17 protein-coding genes, 1 tRNA gene and 1 pseudogene are annotated in these 20,298 nt (G+C 35.2%); 15 read left to right on the forward strand and 4 right to left on the reverse strand.

Translation table 11 applies throughout. The features are described from left to right. Positions 1-132: 132 nt before the first annotated feature. From JI747_RS16830 to JI747_RS16845, 4 genes are all read left to right on the forward strand, one after another. The gene (locus JI747_RS16830) at positions 133-2,937 is read left to right on the forward strand and encodes a hypothetical protein (RefSeq protein WP_225690041.1); all 2,805 of its coding nucleotides are present in this window, start codon (positions 133-135) and stop codon (positions 2,935-2,937) included. Positions 2,938-2,945: 8 nt separating this feature from the next. Continuing rightward, positions 2,946-6,539 carry a DUF6443 domain-containing protein gene (locus JI747_RS16835; protein ID WP_225690042.1) on the forward strand — a complete coding sequence of 1,198 codons (3,594 nt, stop codon included), beginning with the start codon at positions 2,946-2,948 and terminating at the stop codon, positions 6,537-6,539. Further along, positions 6,536-7,084, forward strand: a complete 549-nt coding sequence (locus JI747_RS16840) for a hypothetical protein (RefSeq protein ID WP_225690043.1) — start codon at positions 6,536-6,538, stop codon at positions 7,082-7,084. Before JI747_RS16835 ends, JI747_RS16840 begins: the two co-directional genes overlap by 4 nt. A 257-nt stretch (positions 7,085-7,341) precedes the next feature. Next, positions 7,342-8,505 carry a hypothetical protein gene (locus JI747_RS16845; protein WP_225690044.1) on the forward strand — a complete coding sequence of 388 codons (1,164 nt, stop codon included), beginning with the start codon at positions 7,342-7,344 and terminating at the stop codon, positions 8,503-8,505. A gap of 297 nt (positions 8,506-8,802) precedes the next feature. Here the strand turns inward: JI747_RS16845 and JI747_RS16850 are convergent, their stop codons facing one another. Continuing rightward, entirely contained in the window at positions 8,803-9,207 is a 405-nt protein-coding gene (locus tag JI747_RS16850; RefSeq protein WP_225690045.1) for a helix-turn-helix domain-containing protein, read from the reverse strand. Positions 9,208-9,381: 174 nt separating this feature from the next. On the opposite strand from JI747_RS16850, the gene JI747_RS16855 reads away from it, so the two are divergent. The 5 genes and pseudogenes from JI747_RS16855 to JI747_RS16875 all read left to right on the forward strand — a co-directional run. Next, positions 9,382-9,915 carry a hypothetical protein gene (locus JI747_RS16855; RefSeq protein ID WP_225690046.1) on the forward strand — a complete coding sequence of 178 codons (534 nt, stop codon included), beginning with the start codon at positions 9,382-9,384 and terminating at the stop codon, positions 9,913-9,915. Between the two features lie 88 nt (positions 9,916-10,003). After that, positions 10,004-10,648, forward strand: a complete 645-nt coding sequence (locus JI747_RS16860) for a hypothetical protein (protein ID WP_225690047.1) — start codon at positions 10,004-10,006, stop codon at positions 10,646-10,648. Then, positions 10,645-12,312 (forward strand): hypothetical protein, encoded by a 1,668-nt coding sequence (locus JI747_RS16865; RefSeq protein WP_225690048.1) that lies wholly within the window; start codon positions 10,645-10,647, stop codon positions 12,310-12,312. The genes JI747_RS16860 and JI747_RS16865 overlap by 4 nt, the downstream gene beginning before the upstream one ends. Positions 12,313-12,434: 122 nt before the next feature. Beyond that, on the forward strand, positions 12,435-12,602 hold the full coding sequence (locus JI747_RS16870) for a hypothetical protein (protein ID WP_225690049.1): 168 nt from the start codon (positions 12,435-12,437) through the stop codon (positions 12,600-12,602). 109 nt (positions 12,603-12,711) lie between these two features. Beyond that, positions 12,712-13,494 (forward strand): annotated as a pseudogene (locus tag JI747_RS16875) (recombinase family protein); the annotation flags it as partial. Positions 13,495-14,236: 742 nt separating this feature from the next. Here JI747_RS16875 and JI747_RS16880 read toward each other — a convergent pair. Then, positions 14,237-14,307 (reverse strand) — tRNA-Gln (locus tag JI747_RS16880). A gap of 100 nt (positions 14,308-14,407) precedes the next feature. On the opposite strand from JI747_RS16880, the gene JI747_RS16885 reads away from it, so the two are divergent. The 4 genes from JI747_RS16885 (at position 14,408) to JI747_RS16900 (ending at position 18,056) form a co-directional block, all read left to right on the forward strand. After that, positions 14,408-15,430, forward strand: a complete 1,023-nt coding sequence (locus JI747_RS16885) for an AMP-binding protein (RefSeq protein ID WP_225690050.1) — start codon at positions 14,408-14,410, stop codon at positions 15,428-15,430. A 32-nt stretch (positions 15,431-15,462) separates the two neighbouring features. Continuing rightward, entirely contained in the window at positions 15,463-15,855 is a 393-nt protein-coding gene (gene arfB, locus JI747_RS16890; RefSeq protein ID WP_225690051.1) for an alternative ribosome rescue aminoacyl-tRNA hydrolase ArfB, read from the forward strand. 66 nt (positions 15,856-15,921) lie between these two features. Beyond that, positions 15,922-16,893 (forward strand): deoxyhypusine synthase family protein, encoded by a 972-nt coding sequence (locus JI747_RS16895; RefSeq protein ID WP_225690052.1) that lies wholly within the window; start codon positions 15,922-15,924, stop codon positions 16,891-16,893. Positions 16,894-17,006: 113 nt separating this feature from the next. Next, positions 17,007-18,056 carry an acyltransferase family protein gene (locus JI747_RS16900; RefSeq protein ID WP_225690053.1) on the forward strand — a complete coding sequence of 350 codons (1,050 nt, stop codon included), beginning with the start codon at positions 17,007-17,009 and terminating at the stop codon, positions 18,054-18,056. A gap of 11 nt (positions 18,057-18,067) precedes the next feature. Here JI747_RS16900 and JI747_RS16905 read toward each other — a convergent pair whose 3' ends face one another. After that, positions 18,068-18,214, reverse strand: a complete 147-nt coding sequence (locus JI747_RS16905) for a hypothetical protein (RefSeq protein WP_225690054.1) — start codon at positions 18,212-18,214, stop codon at positions 18,068-18,070. A 130-nt stretch (positions 18,215-18,344) separates the two neighbouring features. After that, the gene (locus JI747_RS16910; RefSeq protein WP_225690055.1) at positions 18,345-19,136 is read right to left on the reverse strand and encodes a glucose 1-dehydrogenase; all 792 of its coding nucleotides are present in this window, start codon (positions 19,134-19,136) and stop codon (positions 18,345-18,347) included. Between the two features lie 160 nt (positions 19,137-19,296). On the opposite strand from JI747_RS16910, the gene JI747_RS16915 reads away from it, so the two are divergent. Next, positions 19,297-19,593 (forward strand): MGMT family protein, encoded by a 297-nt coding sequence (locus JI747_RS16915; protein ID WP_072410761.1) that lies wholly within the window; start codon positions 19,297-19,299, stop codon positions 19,591-19,593. A 33-nt stretch (positions 19,594-19,626) separates the two neighbouring features. Beyond that, the gene (locus JI747_RS16920; protein ID WP_225690056.1) at positions 19,627-20,280 is read left to right on the forward strand and encodes a hypothetical protein; all 654 of its coding nucleotides are present in this window, start codon (positions 19,627-19,629) and stop codon (positions 20,278-20,280) included. The last annotated feature ends 18 nt before the right edge of the window (positions 20,281-20,298 follow it).

A 20,298-nucleotide genomic window follows, 5' to 3' on the forward strand; every position in this document is an offset into this window, starting at 1 on the left:
GCTTCAGAGTTTAAAAACAAAGAATAAGGTAACGAAGATCAATACGCAACCTCTGATACAGGGGGCTTACCTGATTACGATAAAAACAGATACGAACAAAACGGCGAATGCTAAACTGATTAAGAAATAAATATGATGAAAAGAATACATTACATACCATTACTTCTATTTATTTTATGTGCCGGGCGGTTGGCTTCCCAGACCGGAGAAAGCTATATGGCGGCGCCTTCGGCAGCTTCGGTCACAAGCTTTGTGAATGCCCCAGTTTCTTTATCCACAGGGATTCCGGATATCAATATCCCGTTTTTTTCATTACCGGCCCGCAATCCGTCGGTAGGGATCAATATCGGAATTTCCTATCACCCCAATAATTCCTTCAAGGGAAGTAAGGCAACAGATGTAGGATCAGGATGGTCTTTATATGGGGGAAGCTGCCTGATATACAGGGAAACCAATCCTTACAACGGTATTCCTACCGATGCCTACTATTATAGCTTTATGGGTAGAAATGGGAAATTTTTGCTAAAACCTGATGATCAGGGAGTGAAGACCGTTTTTCCTCTTACGTATGATAAACTCCAGATTACCTATACAGAAGCCAGCAACAGTTTTCGAATTATAGATCCGTCAGGAAATGAGTTTTTATTTGATAAGGTGGATAAAGCCTATTCGGGAAGCCAGTCTACCCCTACCTATTATACCTCTGCTTATTATTTATCTAAAGTGAAAGATGTGCAGCAGGCTGATATTTTAACATTTGATTATATTGAAGATAATTACCTTCTGAATCCCGCTTCATTAATAAGAGTAAAAAGTCTGAAGCTGAGTAAGATCACTTCACCCGACTATGGTTCTATTGAATTGACGTACAACCTGGACACCTCTTTACGTAAGAAGATGTCTGATCCTTTTTGGCTGCAACGCGTTGATCTGAAAAACAAAGCCGGAAAAACCATTCAGAAATATACCCTTCAGAATGAGCTTGGAAGCTATATATACCATGACCTCAGTATTTCTTCCTGTGTACCGGAGAGCTCCGATACCGGATTGTACGAGAAAAGAATCCTGCGTTCGGTAAGAAAATATGGTACGGGTGATCTCTTTGAACAAACCAGTTTTGAGTACAACACAAGCTCTTTTAGCCAGAATTACTGGTCATATCTTGCATGCAACTGCTTACCCAATGAAGATGAAAACCCAAAATATCTGAGGATCGGCTTACTCAGTACCATACAGTATCCTACAGGTGGAAAGACCCGGTATGAATTTGAGCCCAATACCTATGGCGTGAAAAAAACCAATATCTTTGATCCCTTTACACTGGATTGGAGTACCAATTATATTCCGCCCTACACTTTACAGGACCGCGATGCGCAGATTCTGGAAGATGTGGGAACATTCAGTTTCGACAGTCATAATGGCTACAGCGGTACGTTCCAGCTGAGTGCCAATCCGGATGATGCACAGGGCGCGAGCTACCTGATGTACTGTGTGAATGTGGATGTTCTGTATACCGATAGCCCAGCGTGGGATCCAGGTATGACTCCCACCGCAGATGTAAAATTGGTTTCAGGGGTTTATGACAATGCAGGTAACGAGATCTTTATGCCGGGCACCAATACCTACCAGTTCATAGGAACGGGAGGGGCAGGTACGGTGAACGTAAAGAGAATACGTTATAAATCTCTTCCTTTACCCAATTACAGCACAGGAAACGGAGTCCGTATAAAAAAGATTGAATTTCTGGATCATGAGGTCGTTATTCCTACCGAAACCAGAAGCTACTCTTATCAGCTGTTTGATAATACCAGCCTGACCAGCGGAAGGCTCTACAACCTGGAGGGGGATAACCCGGTTGTTTATAAAAACGTAACAGAAACGGTAGGTACCAATAAAGGCTATACACAATATTATTTTAAAAGACTGGAAGACGTTCCTGAAAACGTAGATGTGGACGGTAATTTTACCGGGGATAATATTGCGCATTACAACACTTTGAGATATGGGCTTCTGGAGAAAAGAGAAATGTATGATGCTGCCCATACAAAGGTAGCACAGGAAGAAAATACCTTTGAATATTATCCTGTGGGAGACTTTTATCTGCTCAATAATTATTCTTCCAGCACTCAGGTAAAAAATTCAGTGATCAGAAAGCAGGTGAATCTTTCCACCTCATTTGCAGGAGCAGACCAGATTGCTACTACCGTAGAATCTACAAGAGATATTAAAGATCTTAATATTATCAACAAAAAAACCACCACTCCCGAAGGAGATGTAATGGAAGAGAATTACACCTACTCCAAAGCAAGTGATCTTCGGCTTTGGATGGCCAATGTAAGAGACAGGGTCATTACTTCCGAGACCAAGAAAAACGGAGTGGTGATTGCTAAGGGTAAAACCCTGTATGAAGATACCTCACACTTTTATCCTACCTCTCAGATAAGCTACCTGCCGGATGATCTTTCGCAGTCTGTGAAAAACATCTCGTATGATCTTTATGATGATAAAGGGAACCCGGTTCAGTACACCTCATTTCCGGAAGTAGGCTCTACGGGAGTCCCGACAACAATTATTTATGGATATAATAAAACGTTGCCTATTGCGAAAATAGAAGGCGCTAAGCTTTCGGATATTCCTACGGCGCTTATCACAGCTATCGTGAATGCTTCCAATGAAGATGGGGATGCATTACCAGCAACAGAAGAAGCAAAGGAGAATGCCCTGATCGGTGCCTTGAATACCTTTAAAAGTGATGCTTCACTTCAGAATTTTATGGTGACATGTTATACCCATAATCCATTAATAGGAATTACGACGGCTATACCGCCTAACGGAATCATGGAGCTTTACAAATACGACTCGTACAACAGGCTGCTGAAGACAGTAGATGTCAACGGAAACATCATAAAAGAATATCAGTATAACTACAAACAATAACCATCATCATGAAAAAATTAATTCTATTCCTTTTGTTGTTTGTAGCACAAAGCATTTGGGCACAGATACCAACAGCCAGCGAAAATTATGTTTCTACAAAAGTATATCTTTCTGCAGACGGTAGTAAAAAAACAGAAACCGTACAGTATTTTGACGGGTTGGGAAGAGCCAAAGAAGTCATTCAGGTAAAAGCAACCCCTCTGGGAAAAGATTTGGTAGTACCTGTAGTGTATGACCAACAGGGAAGGGCTACCAAAACTTTGTTACCCGTTCCAGTGGCTACTGCCAATTCGGGCATACATGGCACAGATGAAAATACGGTGAACAGTTATTACGGAGGTGCCAATGCATTTTCTGATCAAAAGCTGGAAAGCTCTCCTTTGGCCAGGGTACTCGAAGTAGCCGGTCCCGGAACTGAATGGGCGATGGCAACGGGACATACTACCAAGATGCAGTATCTCACCAATACAACAGGGGATCAGGTAAAGAAATACAACACCTCGGTGTCCTGGAGCAATGCTACCCTTACCACCAATATTAGCAATGTCTCTTATTATAATGCCAATCAGCTTTCTAAGAACAGAGTAACCGATGAAAACGGAAACATCACCACAGACTTTAAAAATTCTGAAGGGAAAACCATCTTATTGAGAAAAGGAGAGGGAGCCGATAAGTTAGATACATATTACATCTATAATAATTACGGGCAGCTTGCTTTTGTGATCTCTCCCAAGGCCGATCAACAGATCACAATAAACAGCAATACCATAACAGGTCAGATTTTGGATGATCTCTGCTACCGATATGTGTATGATAATAAATTCAGGCTCGTAGAAAAAAAGCTTCCGGGCAAAGGCTGGGAATATATGGTCTATGACCGTCAGAACCGTCTGGTAGCCTCTCAGGATACCAATATGAGAAATAATCCTGCTCATCCTAACACATGGCTGTTTACCCGTTATGATAAATATGGAAGGGTAGTGTATACCGGGCAGTTTACAGGAAGTACAAGATTGCAGGAGCAAAGTAATGCCAATGCAAAAGAACTGAATAATGAAAGCAGAAGTACGACTGCTTTCACCCTGAACGGGCAGGAGATCTTTTATACCAATACCGCTTATCCTTCTGCAGTATTTACTCCTTATTCAGTTAATTATTACGATACATATCCTTTCAGCGGCCTGGGAGGAGGTAACTATCCTTTACTTACGGAAGTATTATCGTTTTACATGACGAATACTACGCAGTCATTTTCCAGTAATGGAGTGAATAGTATGAGGAACCTGAAGTTGATGCCGACTTCATCCTATGTTAAAAATCTGGATGATGACAGCTGGTCTGCTTCCCATATCTGGTACGATGCCTTGCTGAGACCCATTGGAAGTAAGAATATTAACTATTTAGGAGGCTATACCAACACCGAAAAAGAGCTTGATTTTTCAGGAGCGGTATTGCGTGCCAATACCTTTCATAAAAAAACAAATGCAAGTAATGAAACCGTTATCAAAGAAAGGTTTACCTATGACGATCAGTACAGAGTAAGACAGCACTACCATCAGGTCAACGGCAACAACGAAGAGCTTCTTGCGGAATATACATATAACGAACTTGGGCAGGTTTCCAAAAAATCAGTAGGTAACGGGATTCAGGATGTTGAATATACTTACAATATCAGAGGGACGGTAACCAAGGTTAATGACCCTTCCAATTTGAATGGTAAGCTTTTCGGGTACGAGTTGAAATTTGCTTCTACTTCCGATGCATCAGTGGCGCCTGCCAATTACAATGGGAACATCACCGAAATGATCTGGAAAAGTACCAATGATAACCTCCTGAAAAAATACAGCTATCGCTATGATCAGTACAACAGATTATTGGCAGGATTGTACCAGGAACCTGAAACCACGATTCCTCAGAATGGTTTCTACAATGAAACCATGAGCTATGATGCCAACGGAAATATTGCTGGTCTTCAGAGAAACCAGAAAAACTCTGGTGGTTTTGCCCAGCAAATTGATAACCTTACCTATGCTTATGCAGGAAACAGGCTTCTGACGGTAACCGACAGTTCCAAAAACTATGCAGGCTATCCCGATGTCTCAGGAAATACCATTGCGTATGATGACAACGGAAATATGAAAGATCATATTGATAAAGGGATATTACAGATTGATTATAATCTTCTGAATCTTCCGAAATATGTTAAGTTCAATCAGGCTGTGGCAAGCCGAGGAGGAGCATTATATGTGAATTCTACCTTTTTATACAGGGCAGATGGGGTGAAACTGAAAAAACTGCATCAATATAAAGATGGAACTAATGAATATCTGGCTACAAAAACTACAGATTATCTGGATGGTTTTCAATACGAAGGAGATGCTACCTTGGCGAATCCTATGGCAGTAGCTTCTTTAAAGTTTGTTCCCACTTCGGAGGGCTATTATAATTTTGAAAATAATAAGTATATTTACAGCTATACCGACCATTTGGGGAATGTACGTGTTAGTTACACTCGAAATACAACGAGTGGCAGCGCAGAAGCTCTTGAAGAAAACAATTACTATCCTTTTGGCTTAAGACAAACACCTGCCATTGGAGTAGGAAATCCTGCTTATAAATACCAGTACAACGGTAAAGAATTGCAGGGAGAAACCGGCTGGAGTGATTACGGGGCAAGAATGTATATGTCTGACATCGGAAGATGGGGGGGTATTGATCCTCTGGCAGAAAAGGCAAGAAGGTTCACTCCATACCATTATGGGAATAATAACCCGATACGATTTACAGATCCTGATGGGATGCAATCTTGGGATAATCTAAGTACCTACAACGCCGGTAGTTCTGTAGCAAGTTTTTTACAAAGATCCGGAGTAGATGAAGAATACATGCCGAAGTTATATGCAGATAGCAGCGGAATGATGATTGTGAATACGGGGTTAGGTAACGATGGTGAAGGCGGCGGAGGCGGAGCAACTATTGGTGAACTTATGGATAATTTAGGAATTACAGCAGGTAGTATTGAGTCTTATATGCAAGCTGGATTTGTTTTAAGTTTAAAACAACAACTAATAGATGCGGGATGGGACGATCCTGCCCATACTAAAGCTAAATTTGATGATATTTATGAACTAGTTAAAAAAGTACCTGAGTTAAAAAGGTTATTCGAAAAATTTACAACTGAAAGATCTATTAAATTTCAAAACGGGGGTACTCAATTTCCAGGTGAATATTTACAAGGAACTAATATAGTTGCTTTTGATATGAAACAAATATCTAATATATTACAGCTTGCCTTTACTGGAGGACATGAAATGTTGCACTTACATGATGCTTACTATATTAATAGAAGTTTACGAGATGTTTTTGGTATAACTACTGTTGGTACGGCAGCTATTTCATTGTATGGTGAATATCGTTCTTATACATGGATGAATAATGTAGGGTATCAAGATGCGAAAGGGAATAGTGTAAATGTTTTAGGAGTTGTTAAATATTACTCAGAAAGATTAAATGTGGAAACTAAAAGTAATATTGGAACAAGAGCTTATGAAATGTTATTGAAAAATTTAAATATGTTAAATAATAAATACAAAATACCATGAGAATAGTCAAAAAAATTTATTGGGTAATTATTCTGCTGACTATAAATATATATTCACAGAGTACTCTATCACTAAAACTTACAGATGGGGAATATCTTACTAAAAATATTGAAATTGAATTAGTAAATAATACAAATAAAAAATGTGTAATTCCCATTGATAAAACAGACTTTCAACCTTATTCTTCAAAGAGGGTAACTTCTTTAAAACCATTGATAGAAGTTAAACAAAATGGTCGGCAAGTAAAATTTACAAATAGATTTGCAGAATTAAAAGAAAATGAAATTCAAATTATAAATGAAGGAAAAAAACTTTCGGGTTATATAGAAAAAAATGAGATTATTGAAATTAAACCAATGGAAGTTTTTAAAATTGTAATTCCTTTTAACCCTTTTTCATTTAATGTTAAAAACTATATATATAATTCATATCAGATTTTATTTGATAAGGACTATGAATTAAAAATTTATTTAAAAACAAAAAAAAGCACTTGTTTTGGTAAAATAATTGAAAGTAATGTTGTTACTACTCGTTGGAAACAATAAAAATAGATACAATGCTTCAGAATAGTATTGACATTTTTATATGACCAATCTATTGATGGTCTTAATTTAAATAAATCAGATTTTATCACGAATGAAGAATTCAATAAAGTTTGGAATAATTAAAAAAAGCCCCGTGTCGGGGCTTTTTTTATTAATCATTTTGATGTTTTTCTACAATGCCAAACAAAGACACCTAATACAAATATTTTAACTGCTGTAAAATGGACAAGTATTTTGAGGTTTTCTAAAACATCAAAATGAAAACCTCCATCAATTTCAAAGCAGTAAAATCCGATTCCGAAGCCCACAACTTTCGAAGAAAAACCTTTGATTATATCCGAAAAGATTTAACAGGAAAAAACGAATACTGGTCGGAAGAAAAACTTTCAGGTAGACTTCATAAAATAGAAGCCTACTGCAAAGAAAAATCGGGTAGAAAATTACAGAAAAACGCAATGCCAATTCGTGAAGCGGTGGTTGTCATTAAAGAAAATACGACCATGCAGGATTTGCATAAACTTTCCAAAAGATTGGAAGAAGAACTCAGCATCAGAATTTTTCAGATTGCAATCCATAAGGACGAAGGACATTTTGATAGGGGAACTAAAGAATGGAAAGCAAATTACCATGCTCATTTAGTAGCTGACTGGCAGGATTTAGAAACAGGGAAAACATTAAAACATCAGTCCTTCCATTATTCAAAAATGCAGGATATTACGGCTGAATGTTTGGATATGGAAAGAGGAGTGGAAGGATCAAAAGGAAGACTTGAAGCTATTGAATTTAAAATTCAAAAAAAGGAAGAAGAATATCTTCAGTTACAAGATAAAATCAAGGATTTGAAAACTGAAATAGATTCCAAAAAATTTGAAGATCTTATCGTGAAGGAAAATGATTTTTTGGGATTTAACAGAATTAAAACAGATAAAACAATTGATAATTATGAGAAAGTTTTTAAATCATATATGATTCAATTGATGAAGGCTAAAGAAATCTTACAGTCAAAAAACAAACTCATTTCAGAATTACAGGAAAGAAATGCAAGTCTTAAAAAAGAAATAGCAGGACTCAAGAATAAATTATCCAATGTACTTTCCAGTACTGCCATTAACCTTTCCGAAAGAGAGCAATATTTACGGTCAGTAAAAGACACTTTGATAAAAGCTCTGCAATTTGAAAAGCTGAAACAGCCACAACTATTTAAAACGAGCAAAGAAAATATGATTGGACTGGTTGATACAATCTGTCAAAAAGTTTCTGTAGAAAACCAAATTCCTCTCTCTGCTTTTGAAGAACTTTTAAAAGAAAAGGATATGGTAAACGAAGTATTTTCCTTATTTAATTTTGATCATAATCTTACTTACAATCATTCTGATGAAATCATCCTTCCGGAAAAGAAGAAAAAGAGAAGACGGTTATAAATCAGACGAACAAAAAATCATAAAAAGAAATCAAAGGTATAGTTTCATATTTTGAAAAAGACAAGTTCAAGTCCTGAAGGATATGCTAAAAAATCTCCACCTTGCAGGTCGTATTTTTCATCATAAACTTGCTTTTGAAAATCTTACACAATAGAAAATGGACTTTCTTTTTTCTCTTTTTTTCTTTTGAAATAACTATTCCTTTCAGTCATTCATACAGCAATAAACAAATACGGCTCAACCATCATAGTTGAGCCGTATCAAGGAAAAAGTAATTATCCCAAATTACTCATTTTTTTATTTGTTGATTAACTTTTCAAGTCTTGCCATCATTTCATCTTTCTCCTTTAACATTCTTTCATACAAAGCAATCTTTTCTTCGTGAAGTTTGATAATTTCCTGTACTGGGTTGATATTGAATGTTCCTCCAGAATTACCAATGAAAGCTTCGTCATGAAAAGTATTAGAAATAATATTGATAGCTTGTTCCTCATCAAAATTCTGAAAAGCCTCTACAGGAATTTTCAGCGCATTAGAAATTGCCTTTAGAAGATCTTCTTCGATGACATCTTTCTGTTCCAACAGAGAAATTTTCTTTTGATTCCAGTCTTCTCCCAGATCAAAAGCCAATGCTTCCTGCTTAATCCCCAGCATTTCTCTGAATCTTTTCACATTTCTTCCCTGATGTATTTTGTGTTCCATGAGTAGTCAAATTTTTGAAGGCTTAAAGATAGAGCCATTCTGTTACAATGTTTGAAGAGTAAAGTTAAAAAAATATCCGGTAAAATATCCCTTTTTAAAGATATAATATGCGGTTTCTGTATAGATTATCTGTTTTTGATGACTGTAATTCGTGATCATATAAATGTATGCATCATGAAAAAGACTATCATAGATTTTGAATCCCAGTTTTGGGCAGGGTATAGAAAGTACAATTGCTTGCAATTAATAGATGAATTTTTCAAGATAGATAATGTGAGCGCAGTGAAAAACTATTTGTTTCTGGTGATGGATTATTCAGGAAAAAATAAAGTTTTGATGGTAGAAGATCCATCCGTTATTTTTTACTTTTATCTTTCCCTCCGTTCATTTCTTCGGGCAAGTTATCTGTTGCAGCTAAAAAAGAAAAAACTCAAACTTAATGAAGCTCCTGAGTCCGGATCATACTTGTTACTAGGAGTACTATCTGATGAAGAATACAATAACCCTCTACTGGTTTTTCAAAAGGCTTTCAAAGAATTTACGTTGAATGAGTTTGAAAACTTTCTCACAACTATTATTTATTTCTCGATGGGAGCATATTCCGACGACTCGCAAGAAAATATGGTCACTCCTTTTATCCATATCCTCAAAATGCTTGATGCTGCACAAATGATCAGAGAAAGAAGAATCGAAGAAACTAAATACTAAACCTTTCAAGGTGAGCATAATATATCCCTCTGAGGAATAGATTATCCCTTATTCCTTTTTCAACTTTACTAAAGATAAAATTTTTGATATGAAAAATAGAACACACTTTAGTAAGGAGAAACCGCTTGTAAAAACAAAAGAGCAGGCTGAGATGGCTTTACATATTCTGGTTCGGAATTCTCAAAAAGAAGATCTGGAACTTGGAATATTCCGACTTCGAGACCAACTGAATAATCCCAACCTTACAGAACTACTCGAAAACTATCCCGATCTGATTCAGGAGTACCCATTAGAAAAGCTGCTATCAGGAAAGATTGCGATCAATAATGCAAGTGAGCAGGATGTCAAGACGGCAGGACTGCTGTCCTGCCTGTTATTACTCATTCATTTTTACTTTGATTATGATAATGGTAATTTGAGCCAATCCAAAGTTGATGATTTGAATCAATTTGACAGTATCAAATACATAGTAAATGCAATCACTTCCGAGGAATGTATCTATGAACTGTTTCTTTTAGTGCTATCAATAGTAGGGATAAATTACTTTGAGAAGTATCAGGAAAAGATGAAAGACCCTGATTTTGTATTGAAACAGACTATAGGATTTGACAATGATCCTGAAATGGATGAGCATATCGATATGATGGTCTGGTTTGTCTTGGCTCGCTTATTTATTGAAGCGATCTTTATATATTACCATAGAAGTTATGAATCTAAAAATAATCAGCCATGAAAACGCAAAAAAAATCTCCATTTTCAGTTCTTGCCAATGAATTTTTGGAAAATACATTAGATCAGCTTGTAAAAGATTATTCCATTGTTCAGGTATACTATAAAAAAGAAAAGAAATCCACTCAATCACATATTCTGGTTCAGGTCTATAAATATGCAGATGTAGTGAAATTACAAGCTAAAAAATGGGTCGCCGAATTTAGGGAACAATATCAAGTATATATTTATTTTATTGATTATTCCAGAATCGACTATCAATTTTCCAAAGGTCATCCGTTTATCGAATACCATTGTCATCAATCATCATTGATCTATCAGCATGAAGAATCAAGTTCACCACTAGTGATCGAGAGAGGCTGGAAAAAATACCATAAAAAGTTCAATCAATATGAAGATTCTTTCCATCACGATCACGAGATTCGTCGGGTGCAGATCGAAAGACTGATTTCTGAAGATTCGTACAACAGTATCTTCACTTCATTTGAAAAACTGATCGAATATGACCTTGAATATTTGGAGGAATTATATACCGGAAACAGGACAAGTGACATCAATCTGAATCAAAGAATAAATAACTTGTTGATTTATATTCCAGAACTCAAATCCTATTTTGTCAAGAAGAATAGTCATCAATACTTTATAACCGAACTTTTCGCCAAAGCCAAAAAAGCAATTGAAGGAGATGATTTGATTTACGATACCGAAATGTATGAATCATTACGCATCATTGAAGATTCTTTGTTTACATTCATTGAAGCTCGATTCTATGAGCTGAAACATTTGATCAAAAAGCAGTATGGAAAAATATACAAGGTTGATCAGGATGTATTTCCAATAAAAGAATATCCCAACGATGAAATACTTGATAAGGCGATAGAGAGAATTCTCACGTTCACCGAACTCGAACAAATCTATTTATTTCATCAAACAACATACGGAGAAGTAAAAACCTATTACCTACTTTTAATTGGTTCAAATGTGAATAATGAAAAACTAAAATCCATTACCCAATCCTTGAAAAGCAGGTTTGGAGATCAATATGGTTTTTTACTGCTTGGTCATGATCGGTATTGGATTCAAATGAATCTATACCAATACCAAAGCTTCTTTGTTTTCATTATGCAAACCAAACATCTGATGTATTCTTCAGATCAATACCATCCCGAGCCGCATTGGCAAATGCCTCACCATCCACAACACAATGAACTGTATTTTCACTGCAAAAATACCCTTGAAAGCGTAGTGCAATTTTACAAGCTGTTGGAAGGGGAGAAAGAAAACTATCAAGGCATATCCAATCTATTCTCATTGTTTTTCCTGTCTTTTTGCAGAACCTACATATTGGTTAAAACTTTCTATCTGCCTAATTATTTGACGAGCGAAGCCCTTTGGCAATTATGTATCTACGCTAATAAGGACATCTATAAGTTCAACTATCTTTTTGAGCAATTTTATACCAATCCATTTTCTTTTGCTGATTATAATATGAGCGTACATCACAGCCTTGCAAAAATTGATACAGAGAAGGTAAACCAAATGAAGATGATTGTTGAAAAGCTAATGAACGAACTGAAAGAGGTTGTGATAGGTGGTCAACTATTAGACGATTTTGAGTTGGATTTAATAGCTGAAAAAACCGATCATCCAATTGTTTACACAAACTGATAACAGCATTACAATATAATATCTATCAAAATTTAGACATTTGGTGCCTAATAGGGCAGTAAGGTACTTACAACCGATTAACTGGGATTTCTCTGAATTATATTTAGAGAAATTCTGCCTATATGTCTCAACCGAAAGAAATCAAAAAAATACCAATCGAAGAAGTAATGGAATATTTCCGATCTGAAGGTATGGAAGTGACCCAAGAAGAAGCTGAATTGATAATGGAATTTTTGTACAATCTTACATGGATGGTGATCAAAAAAAATTTCACTCCTAATCAAGACTGATTGATATTCTTACATCGAAAATCACATACATAAATATATACATACAATTTCTTCTTTGGCTGGGTTGAGCATATTTTAGCATTGCATTACAAAATTAATCTATTACATTATGAAAACAGCAGACTTATATATTCGTGTATCTACAGACGAACAAGCAGACAAAGGATACTCCCAAAGAGATCAGGAAGAACGTCTCAGACGTTTCTGCTTCCAGAATAATTATATCATTGGAAATGTTATTTATGAAGATCATTCCGCTAAATCTTTTAATCGTCCCGAGTGGACAAAATTATTGGCTGAGCTTAAAAAAAAGAGTTCAAAGACCAATGTAATTTTGTTTACAAAATGGGATAGATTCAGCAGAAATGCTGGTGATGCCTATCAGATGATAAGCATTCTTTCAAAAATAGGAGTAGATCTACAAGCGGTTGAGCAACCTCTTGATCTTTCGATCCCGGAAAATAAAATGATGCTCGCAATATATCTTGCAGCACCGGAGGTTGAAAATGACAGAAGAGCACTCAATGTTTTTTATGGAATGAGAAGAGCCGTGAAAGAAGGTCGTGTTATGGGGAAAGCTCCATTTGGTTATGCGAACAAGATGACAGAAAATGGTAAAAAATATATAGCAGTAAAAGAACCTGAAGCAACAAAAATGAAATGGGCATTTAATGAATTAGCAAAAGGGATCTATGCGAGCAATTCCGTTAGAATTAAAATTAATGAGTCCTTAAGAAAAGGGATTAGCAGAACATCTTTTCACTTGGCTATTCGTAATCCTATTTACTGTGGTAAAGTCTTTGTTCCAAAACATAAAGACGAAGAAGCTTGTTTTGTTGAAGGTCAGCATGAAGCTTTAATCAATGAAGAACTTTTTGATCGCGTACAGGAAATCTTGGATGGTAAAAAACGACCTCAAAGACCCAATACAAAAATACGTGTTCAGGAAAACTTTCCTCTTCGTGGGTTTCTGACCTGTCCCAACTGTGCTAAGACCCTTACCGCCAGTGCTTCAAAAGGTAGAAATAATAGATACTACTATTACCATTGCAATTCAACCTGTGGATTTAGGGAAAGAGCAGAATTGGTCAACAAAGTTTTTGAAGAAGGATTAATGACATTGGAAATGCATGACCCTATCAAAAAATATCTTAAAAAGATTTTAACGGATAATTATAAGGATTTCATTGATGATCCGCTGAGAGAGAAAAAGAAAATATCAGACGAGATTGATACATTAAATAACAGGCTATCCTTTGCCCGAAACAAATTTCTTTCAGAGATAATTGACGATGATGAATATTTGGTGATTAAAAGAGAATGCAAAGAGCAAATTTCCAAGTTGGAAGAAGACTTAAATAAAAATTTAGTTCCTCAAATCAGCAATATAGATAAACTGTTCGAACAAGCTTTGGAAACACTTCAAAATATCGGAAAACACTACTTAGCAGGAGGAATTGAAACAAAACGGGCAATAATTGGTTCGATATTTCCTGAAAAATTGGAATTTGACGGAAAACATTATCGAACCACCCGAATCAACTCCATAGCATATCATATCTTTCAGATTAATAATGAGTTAGTACATAACAAAAAAAAGAGAAACAATCATTTTGATCATTTCTCCTTGAATGTAGACCCACAGGGATTCGAACCCCGACTGACGGTACCAAAAACCGGAGTGCTACCGTTACACTATAGGTCTATGTTGTTTTTGGTGATGCAAATTTACAGCTTTTTTCATTAGATGCAAGAACTTTTTAAACTTTTTTTTAAATTTACTGTACTTTTTATGCCCGCTTATTATGCTGATAGACTTCAATAATCTCAATATTAATCAATTATCTTTTGAAACCGAATTTGAAATTAAAATTAAAAAATTTTTAGAAGAATGGTTTTCAGATTCCGAGACGGTAAAAGTGCAGACTTCGGGTTCTACAGGCATCCCGAAGATCTTTGATATTGAGAAAAAGAAAATGATTAATTCCGCAGAAATGACCTGTAATTTTTTAGGATTACAGGAAGGAGATACTGCTTTAATCTGTTTACCTGTTGAATATATTTCAGGAAAAATGATGCTTGTTCGGTCTATCATTAGAAAATTTAAATTAATGATCGTCGATCCTTCTACAAAACCGGTTGAACATTTGAATGAGAAAATTGATTTTTGCGCCATGACGCCGCTTCAGGTAGAAAATTCTTTGGATCAGTTACATTTAATTAAAAATTTAATCATTGGAGGAGCGGCAGTTTCAGAAAGTTTAAAAAAGAAAATTATTCAAATGCTTAAACTTTCAAATTCCACAACTAAGATATTTGAAACGTATGGAATGTCAGAAACGCTTTCTCATATCGGGCTGAAGCAGGTGGCTCCAAATTCAGAAGATTTCTTTACCGTTTTTGAAAATGTTGAGATTTCGAAAGATGAAAGAGGATGCTTGAAAATTTTTGCTCCCAAAGTCAATGCTGAGGTATTGAAAACTAATGATTTAGTTGAAATTAAAGATGGAAATATGTTCAGGTTTTTAGGGAGAATAGATCATGTTATCAATTCCGGAGGGGCAAAGATTTTTCCTGAACAGTTGGAAGCTTTAGTCAAAAAAGAAATTCCAAATGAGGTAGTTTTTTTAGGAATTGATGATGAAAGTTTAGGACAAAAATTGATTTTGGTTGTTGAAGGAGAAGAATCAGAAGTTTTGATAGACAAAATTTCAAATATTCCGTTTGAGAAAAATTTTCATAGGCCTAAAGAAATTCTTTTCCTTGAAAAAATTCCGAGAACGGCTAACGGAAAAGTAAGTAGAATTGAATTAAAAAATGGATTGTAACGGTTATATCTAACCATCAATTTTAAATTAGAATGAAAGATTTTTCAAAAGAACTTAGTTTCAAAACCTCCCGAAGCAGTGGAGCAGGAGGTCAGAATGTGAATAAAGTCGAGACCTCTGTTACAGTTCTTTGGAAAGTTGCTGCCTCAGAATTTTTTACTGATGAGCAGAAAGATTTAATTCAAAATAAACTGAAGAACAGAATCAATGCAGATGGTTTTTTATTCTTAACCGTTTCTGAAAGCAGGATGCAGCTGATGAATAAAAATAAAGCGATTGAGAAGATCTTGGAAATTGTCGATCAATCTTTATGGATTCCTAAAAAACGGATAGCCACAAAACCGTCTAAAGCGAAGAAACAGAAAAGATTAGATACCAAAAAGAAACTTTCGGATAAAAAGGAAAGCAGAAGGTTTAAGTTTTAAGAATTCTTATAACTTCCGGCTTCCATCTTACAACCCAAAATTCTTATCTTTGCAAAAATTAAAAAAATGAGCAAACCGATTACTGAATTCATAGAAAAATATTACCTTCACTTTAATGCAGCTGCATTGGTGGATGCTTCTAAAGGATATGTTGCACACCTTAAAGAGGGCGGGAAAATGATGATTACTTTGGCAGGGGCAATGTCTACTGCTGAGTTGGGGAAAATTCTTGCTGAAATGATCCGCCAGGATAAAGTAGATTTTATCTCTTGTACAGGAGCAAACCTTGAGGAAGATCTTATGAATCTTGTAGCGCATTCTCATTATGAAAGAGTTCCTCATTACAGAGATTTGACAGCTCAGGATGAGTGGGATCTTTTGGAAAGAGGGCTGAACAGAGTTACAGATACTTGTATTCCTGAAGAAGAGGCTTTCAGAAGATTGCAGAAACATATCGTTGAGATCTGGAAAGATGCTGAAGCAAAAGGTGAAAGATATTTCCCGCATGAATTCATGTATAAAATGATTCTTTCAGGAGTATTGGAGCAGTATTATGAAATTCCTAGAGAAAATTCTTGGATGATTGCTGCGGCTGAGAAAAATTTACCAATCGTAGTTCCGGGATGGGAAGATTCTACAATGGGTAATATTTTTGCTTCTTATTGTATCAAAGGTGAATTGAAGGCTACGACAATGAAATCAGGGATCGAATATATGACGTATTTAGCAGATTGGTACACTAAGAATTCAGGTGGAAAAGGAGTTGGATTCTTCCAGATTGGTGGAGGTATCGCAGGAGATTTCCCAATTTGTGTAGTACCGATGCTGTATCAGGATATGGAAATGCATGATATTCCGTTCTGGTCTTATTTCTGCCAGATTTCAGATTCTACCACTTCTTATGGATCATATTCAGGAGCAGTTCCAAATGAGAAAATTACTTGGGGTAAATTAGATATCACAACACCGAAATTTATCGTAGAGAGTGATGCTACCATTTGTGCACCATTGATGTTCTCTTATATTTTAGAGAATTAATTCTTAACAGAAATAATAATAAATTATAGATAAAAGGCTTATCAAATAAGCCTTTTATTTTTTTAAGTATTTTGGATAATCTAAAGAAAAATACATTCGAAGCTCTCACTGGAATGCGAGCCATTGCAGCGATTATGGTATTTGTGTATCATAACCGTAAATATTGGCGCAATGATCTACCTTTTCCAATTATGCGCTTCATTAGTGAATGGCATATCGGAGTGACGGTTTTCTTTGTTTTGAGCGGTTTTTTGTTGGCGTATCGCTATGAAGATTCACCTTTAGAATCCAAAAAATCTTATTTAAAATATATTCTGCTCCGTATCGCGAGAATTTTTCCACTGTATTGGATTTTGCTGAGTTTTTTCTTTTTTGATACTGCATATTCTCGAAATGTAGATACTTATTTCCTGCAGTATTCACTTTTGTATTCTTTGTTTGAAAAATATTCGGTTTCAGGAATTGTACAGGCGTGGTCGCTTCAGGTTGAATTCTTTTTTTACTTATTATCGCCCTTTTTATTTTTATTGCTGAAAAAAAGCTGGAAATACTGTATTTCATTTTTAATAGGGCTTTTTCTCCTGAGTTGTGCAATAGGATATGGTTTACATGGGTACAATGGCAATCCTGAAGGCTTTTTATATCCGTTAAAGTTTATGATGGGCAATACTTTTTTCGCAAGAAGTTTAGAGTTCTTTTCCGGAATGTTATTAGCTTATCTGATGAAAAAAGAAAGGGGAGTAGAAATTTTGAAACGCTTAAAAAATCCGACTTTATACGGAGGAATTGGAATTATTATTTTTACAATTTCGATTGCACTTTTTGCCAGAAATAATTTCGTACATGGAGTAGAACGATGGGAGGGAAGGTTAATTCACGAATTGTTTTTACCCGTTGCTATTGCTGTTTTTTTCTGGGGATTGATGTCAGAAAAAACAATCGTATCCAAAGTGCTCTCTACAAAATTTTTGATTCTTTTAGGAAACGCTTCTTTTGTTTTCTATCTTATCCATATCAGTTATTTCAATCTAAAGTTAAAGGAATACATCTATTTACCTGACCGTAATTTTGTTTTGCTATGGATTTGTTCCATTATTATTTATTTGCTGATTGAGAAACCGCTCTATGAATTCTGCAGAAAATTAATTGCTAAAATCAGATAAGATTTTGCATTTTAATCTAAAGAATTAACCAGTATAAAATAACGATACGCCAGAATTCCCTTCTGAATCTTTGTCAGTGTATTGGGATCCTTATTACTCAGTTTTGGAAGAACCACTTTATTGATTCTGTTCAAAAATTTGAAAAATGATTTTTTCATGATAAAATATTTTAGTGGTTGTTAATAGCATTCAAAAAGTATGCGGTTTTGTTTAAAATAAAAACTGCCTATCATTTCGACAGGCAATTTTCTCACTAACATATTAAATGTATTTATTGCATTATCTTATTTATGGATTTCCATACATATTCGATTCTCCTCCGTCAATAGCAATTACCTGTCCGGAAACATATCCGTTTTCATCACTTAATAAATAGGCAACCAAATGCCCTACATCCATCGGATCTCCCAGTCTTCTGGTAGGATTTCGCGATGCGTATTCTTTTTCAGCAGTTTTCGGATCATTTGGATTAACCTGCTTGAAAGCTTCCGCCACCATTGGAGTCAGAATCGCTCCGGGAGCAATAGCATTGGTTAAAATATTATCTTTACCATATTCCAAAGCGGCATTTTTTGTCATTCCGGCTACGGCGTGTTTTGTTGCAACATAAGCAGTTTGATTTGAAACCCCTCTGATTCCGCCGACAGAAGCTACGTTTACGATTCTTCCGCCTCCGTTTTTCTGTAATTCAGGAATCACATATTTCATTCCGTAATAGACGCCTAAAAGATTAATATCGATTACTTTTTTGAAAATATTGATATCATAATCGATTAAAGGAGCTTGTTTTCCTTCAATTCCGGCATTGTTATATAATCCATCTACCTTTCCAAATGTCTTAACAGTTTCATCAACATAATTTTTCACATTTTCTTCCACAGAAACGTCTGCAGTTACTGTTAAGAATTTACTTTCCGGATATTTTGACTGTAGATCTGCCTTCGTTTTATCTAAAGCTTCAGCATTATAATCTACCAATGTCAAATCGGCTCCTTTAGAAGCTAATACATCTGCTGCAGCCAGACCAAGTCCCATTGCTGCTCCTGTTACAATGATTACTTTTCCTTTTAAATTTGCCATAATTTTTTTAGAATTAGTTATATCTAAATGTACGGATTATAAAAATTTTACATCTTGATCTATGGTAAGAAACCGATTGCAATACAGAAAATTCACAATATTTGAAAACAAATTTTTTGGTCTTGAAATTATGTTTACCTTTATTCTATCAGCTATTTTTATGGACGAGATATTTAAACAACAGGTTTGGGAAATTACAAAATTAGTTCCCAAAGGAAGAGTAACAAGCTATGGAGCTATTGCAAAGGCGGTTGGTTATCCCAATCATTCACGTCACGTAGGAAAAGCGATGGGAGGTTGTCCGAAAGATGTTCCTGCGCATCGCGTGATTTCGAGTTCTGGAACCTTGTCAGTTCCTGAATTTCAGGTGAAACTGGAAGCGGAAGGAATTGAGGTAGAAAATTTTAGGATCAAGAACTTTAAGAAACTGTTTTGGAATCCTCTAGAAGAATTATAAATTTCGAAAATATAAAAAAGAGACAATGTAAAAATGATTGAAAATCAACAAGTTTTAAATAGTTTTGAGCACTTGCGTTTTTATATAAAAAAGTGGACGGAAAATCCAAATTATAAAGATGGAGATATAAGAAATATGTTTATCAACCAGATTGATCGAATTTTGATTTATCATAATTTAAATTCTCACTATTTCATCAGAATATTACAAAATAAAAATGACTTTGATAAAATTTTAAAGACAGAAACTATTGAAGATCATTATTCAATATTAGAGACTTATCAAACTCAAGCAAAAAATGCGTTGATTTTTCAACTTTCAAGTATATTAGAGAGATTTTTAAGAGTAATATTGGGATATTTTAAACCTGATACGAATTCTAATAAGCAATTTTATGCTGTTAGAGAAGAGGTTTTTGATTTATTTCATTTCGATAAAAATGATGAATGGAAAGCTATTTCAATTTTATCAAATATTCGTAATACCTTTCACAATAATGGTATTCACACTTCTGACGCTATTTCCTCAATTACTTATAGAGAACGAAATTACAGTTTCGTCAAAAATGAGCTCCATAATAATGCGGATTATTATACATTATTTATGATTACACAAGATATTATAAGATTATATGGTAATATTTGTAACAGTAGTTTGAGTCAAGAAAACGATCTTATTTTGGGATAATTTTTAGCATCAATAATT

It is taken from the genome of Chryseobacterium tagetis (assembly GCF_016735585.2).
GTDB classification, from domain to species: domain Bacteria; phylum Bacteroidota; class Bacteroidia; order Flavobacteriales; family Weeksellaceae; genus Chryseobacterium; species Chryseobacterium tagetis.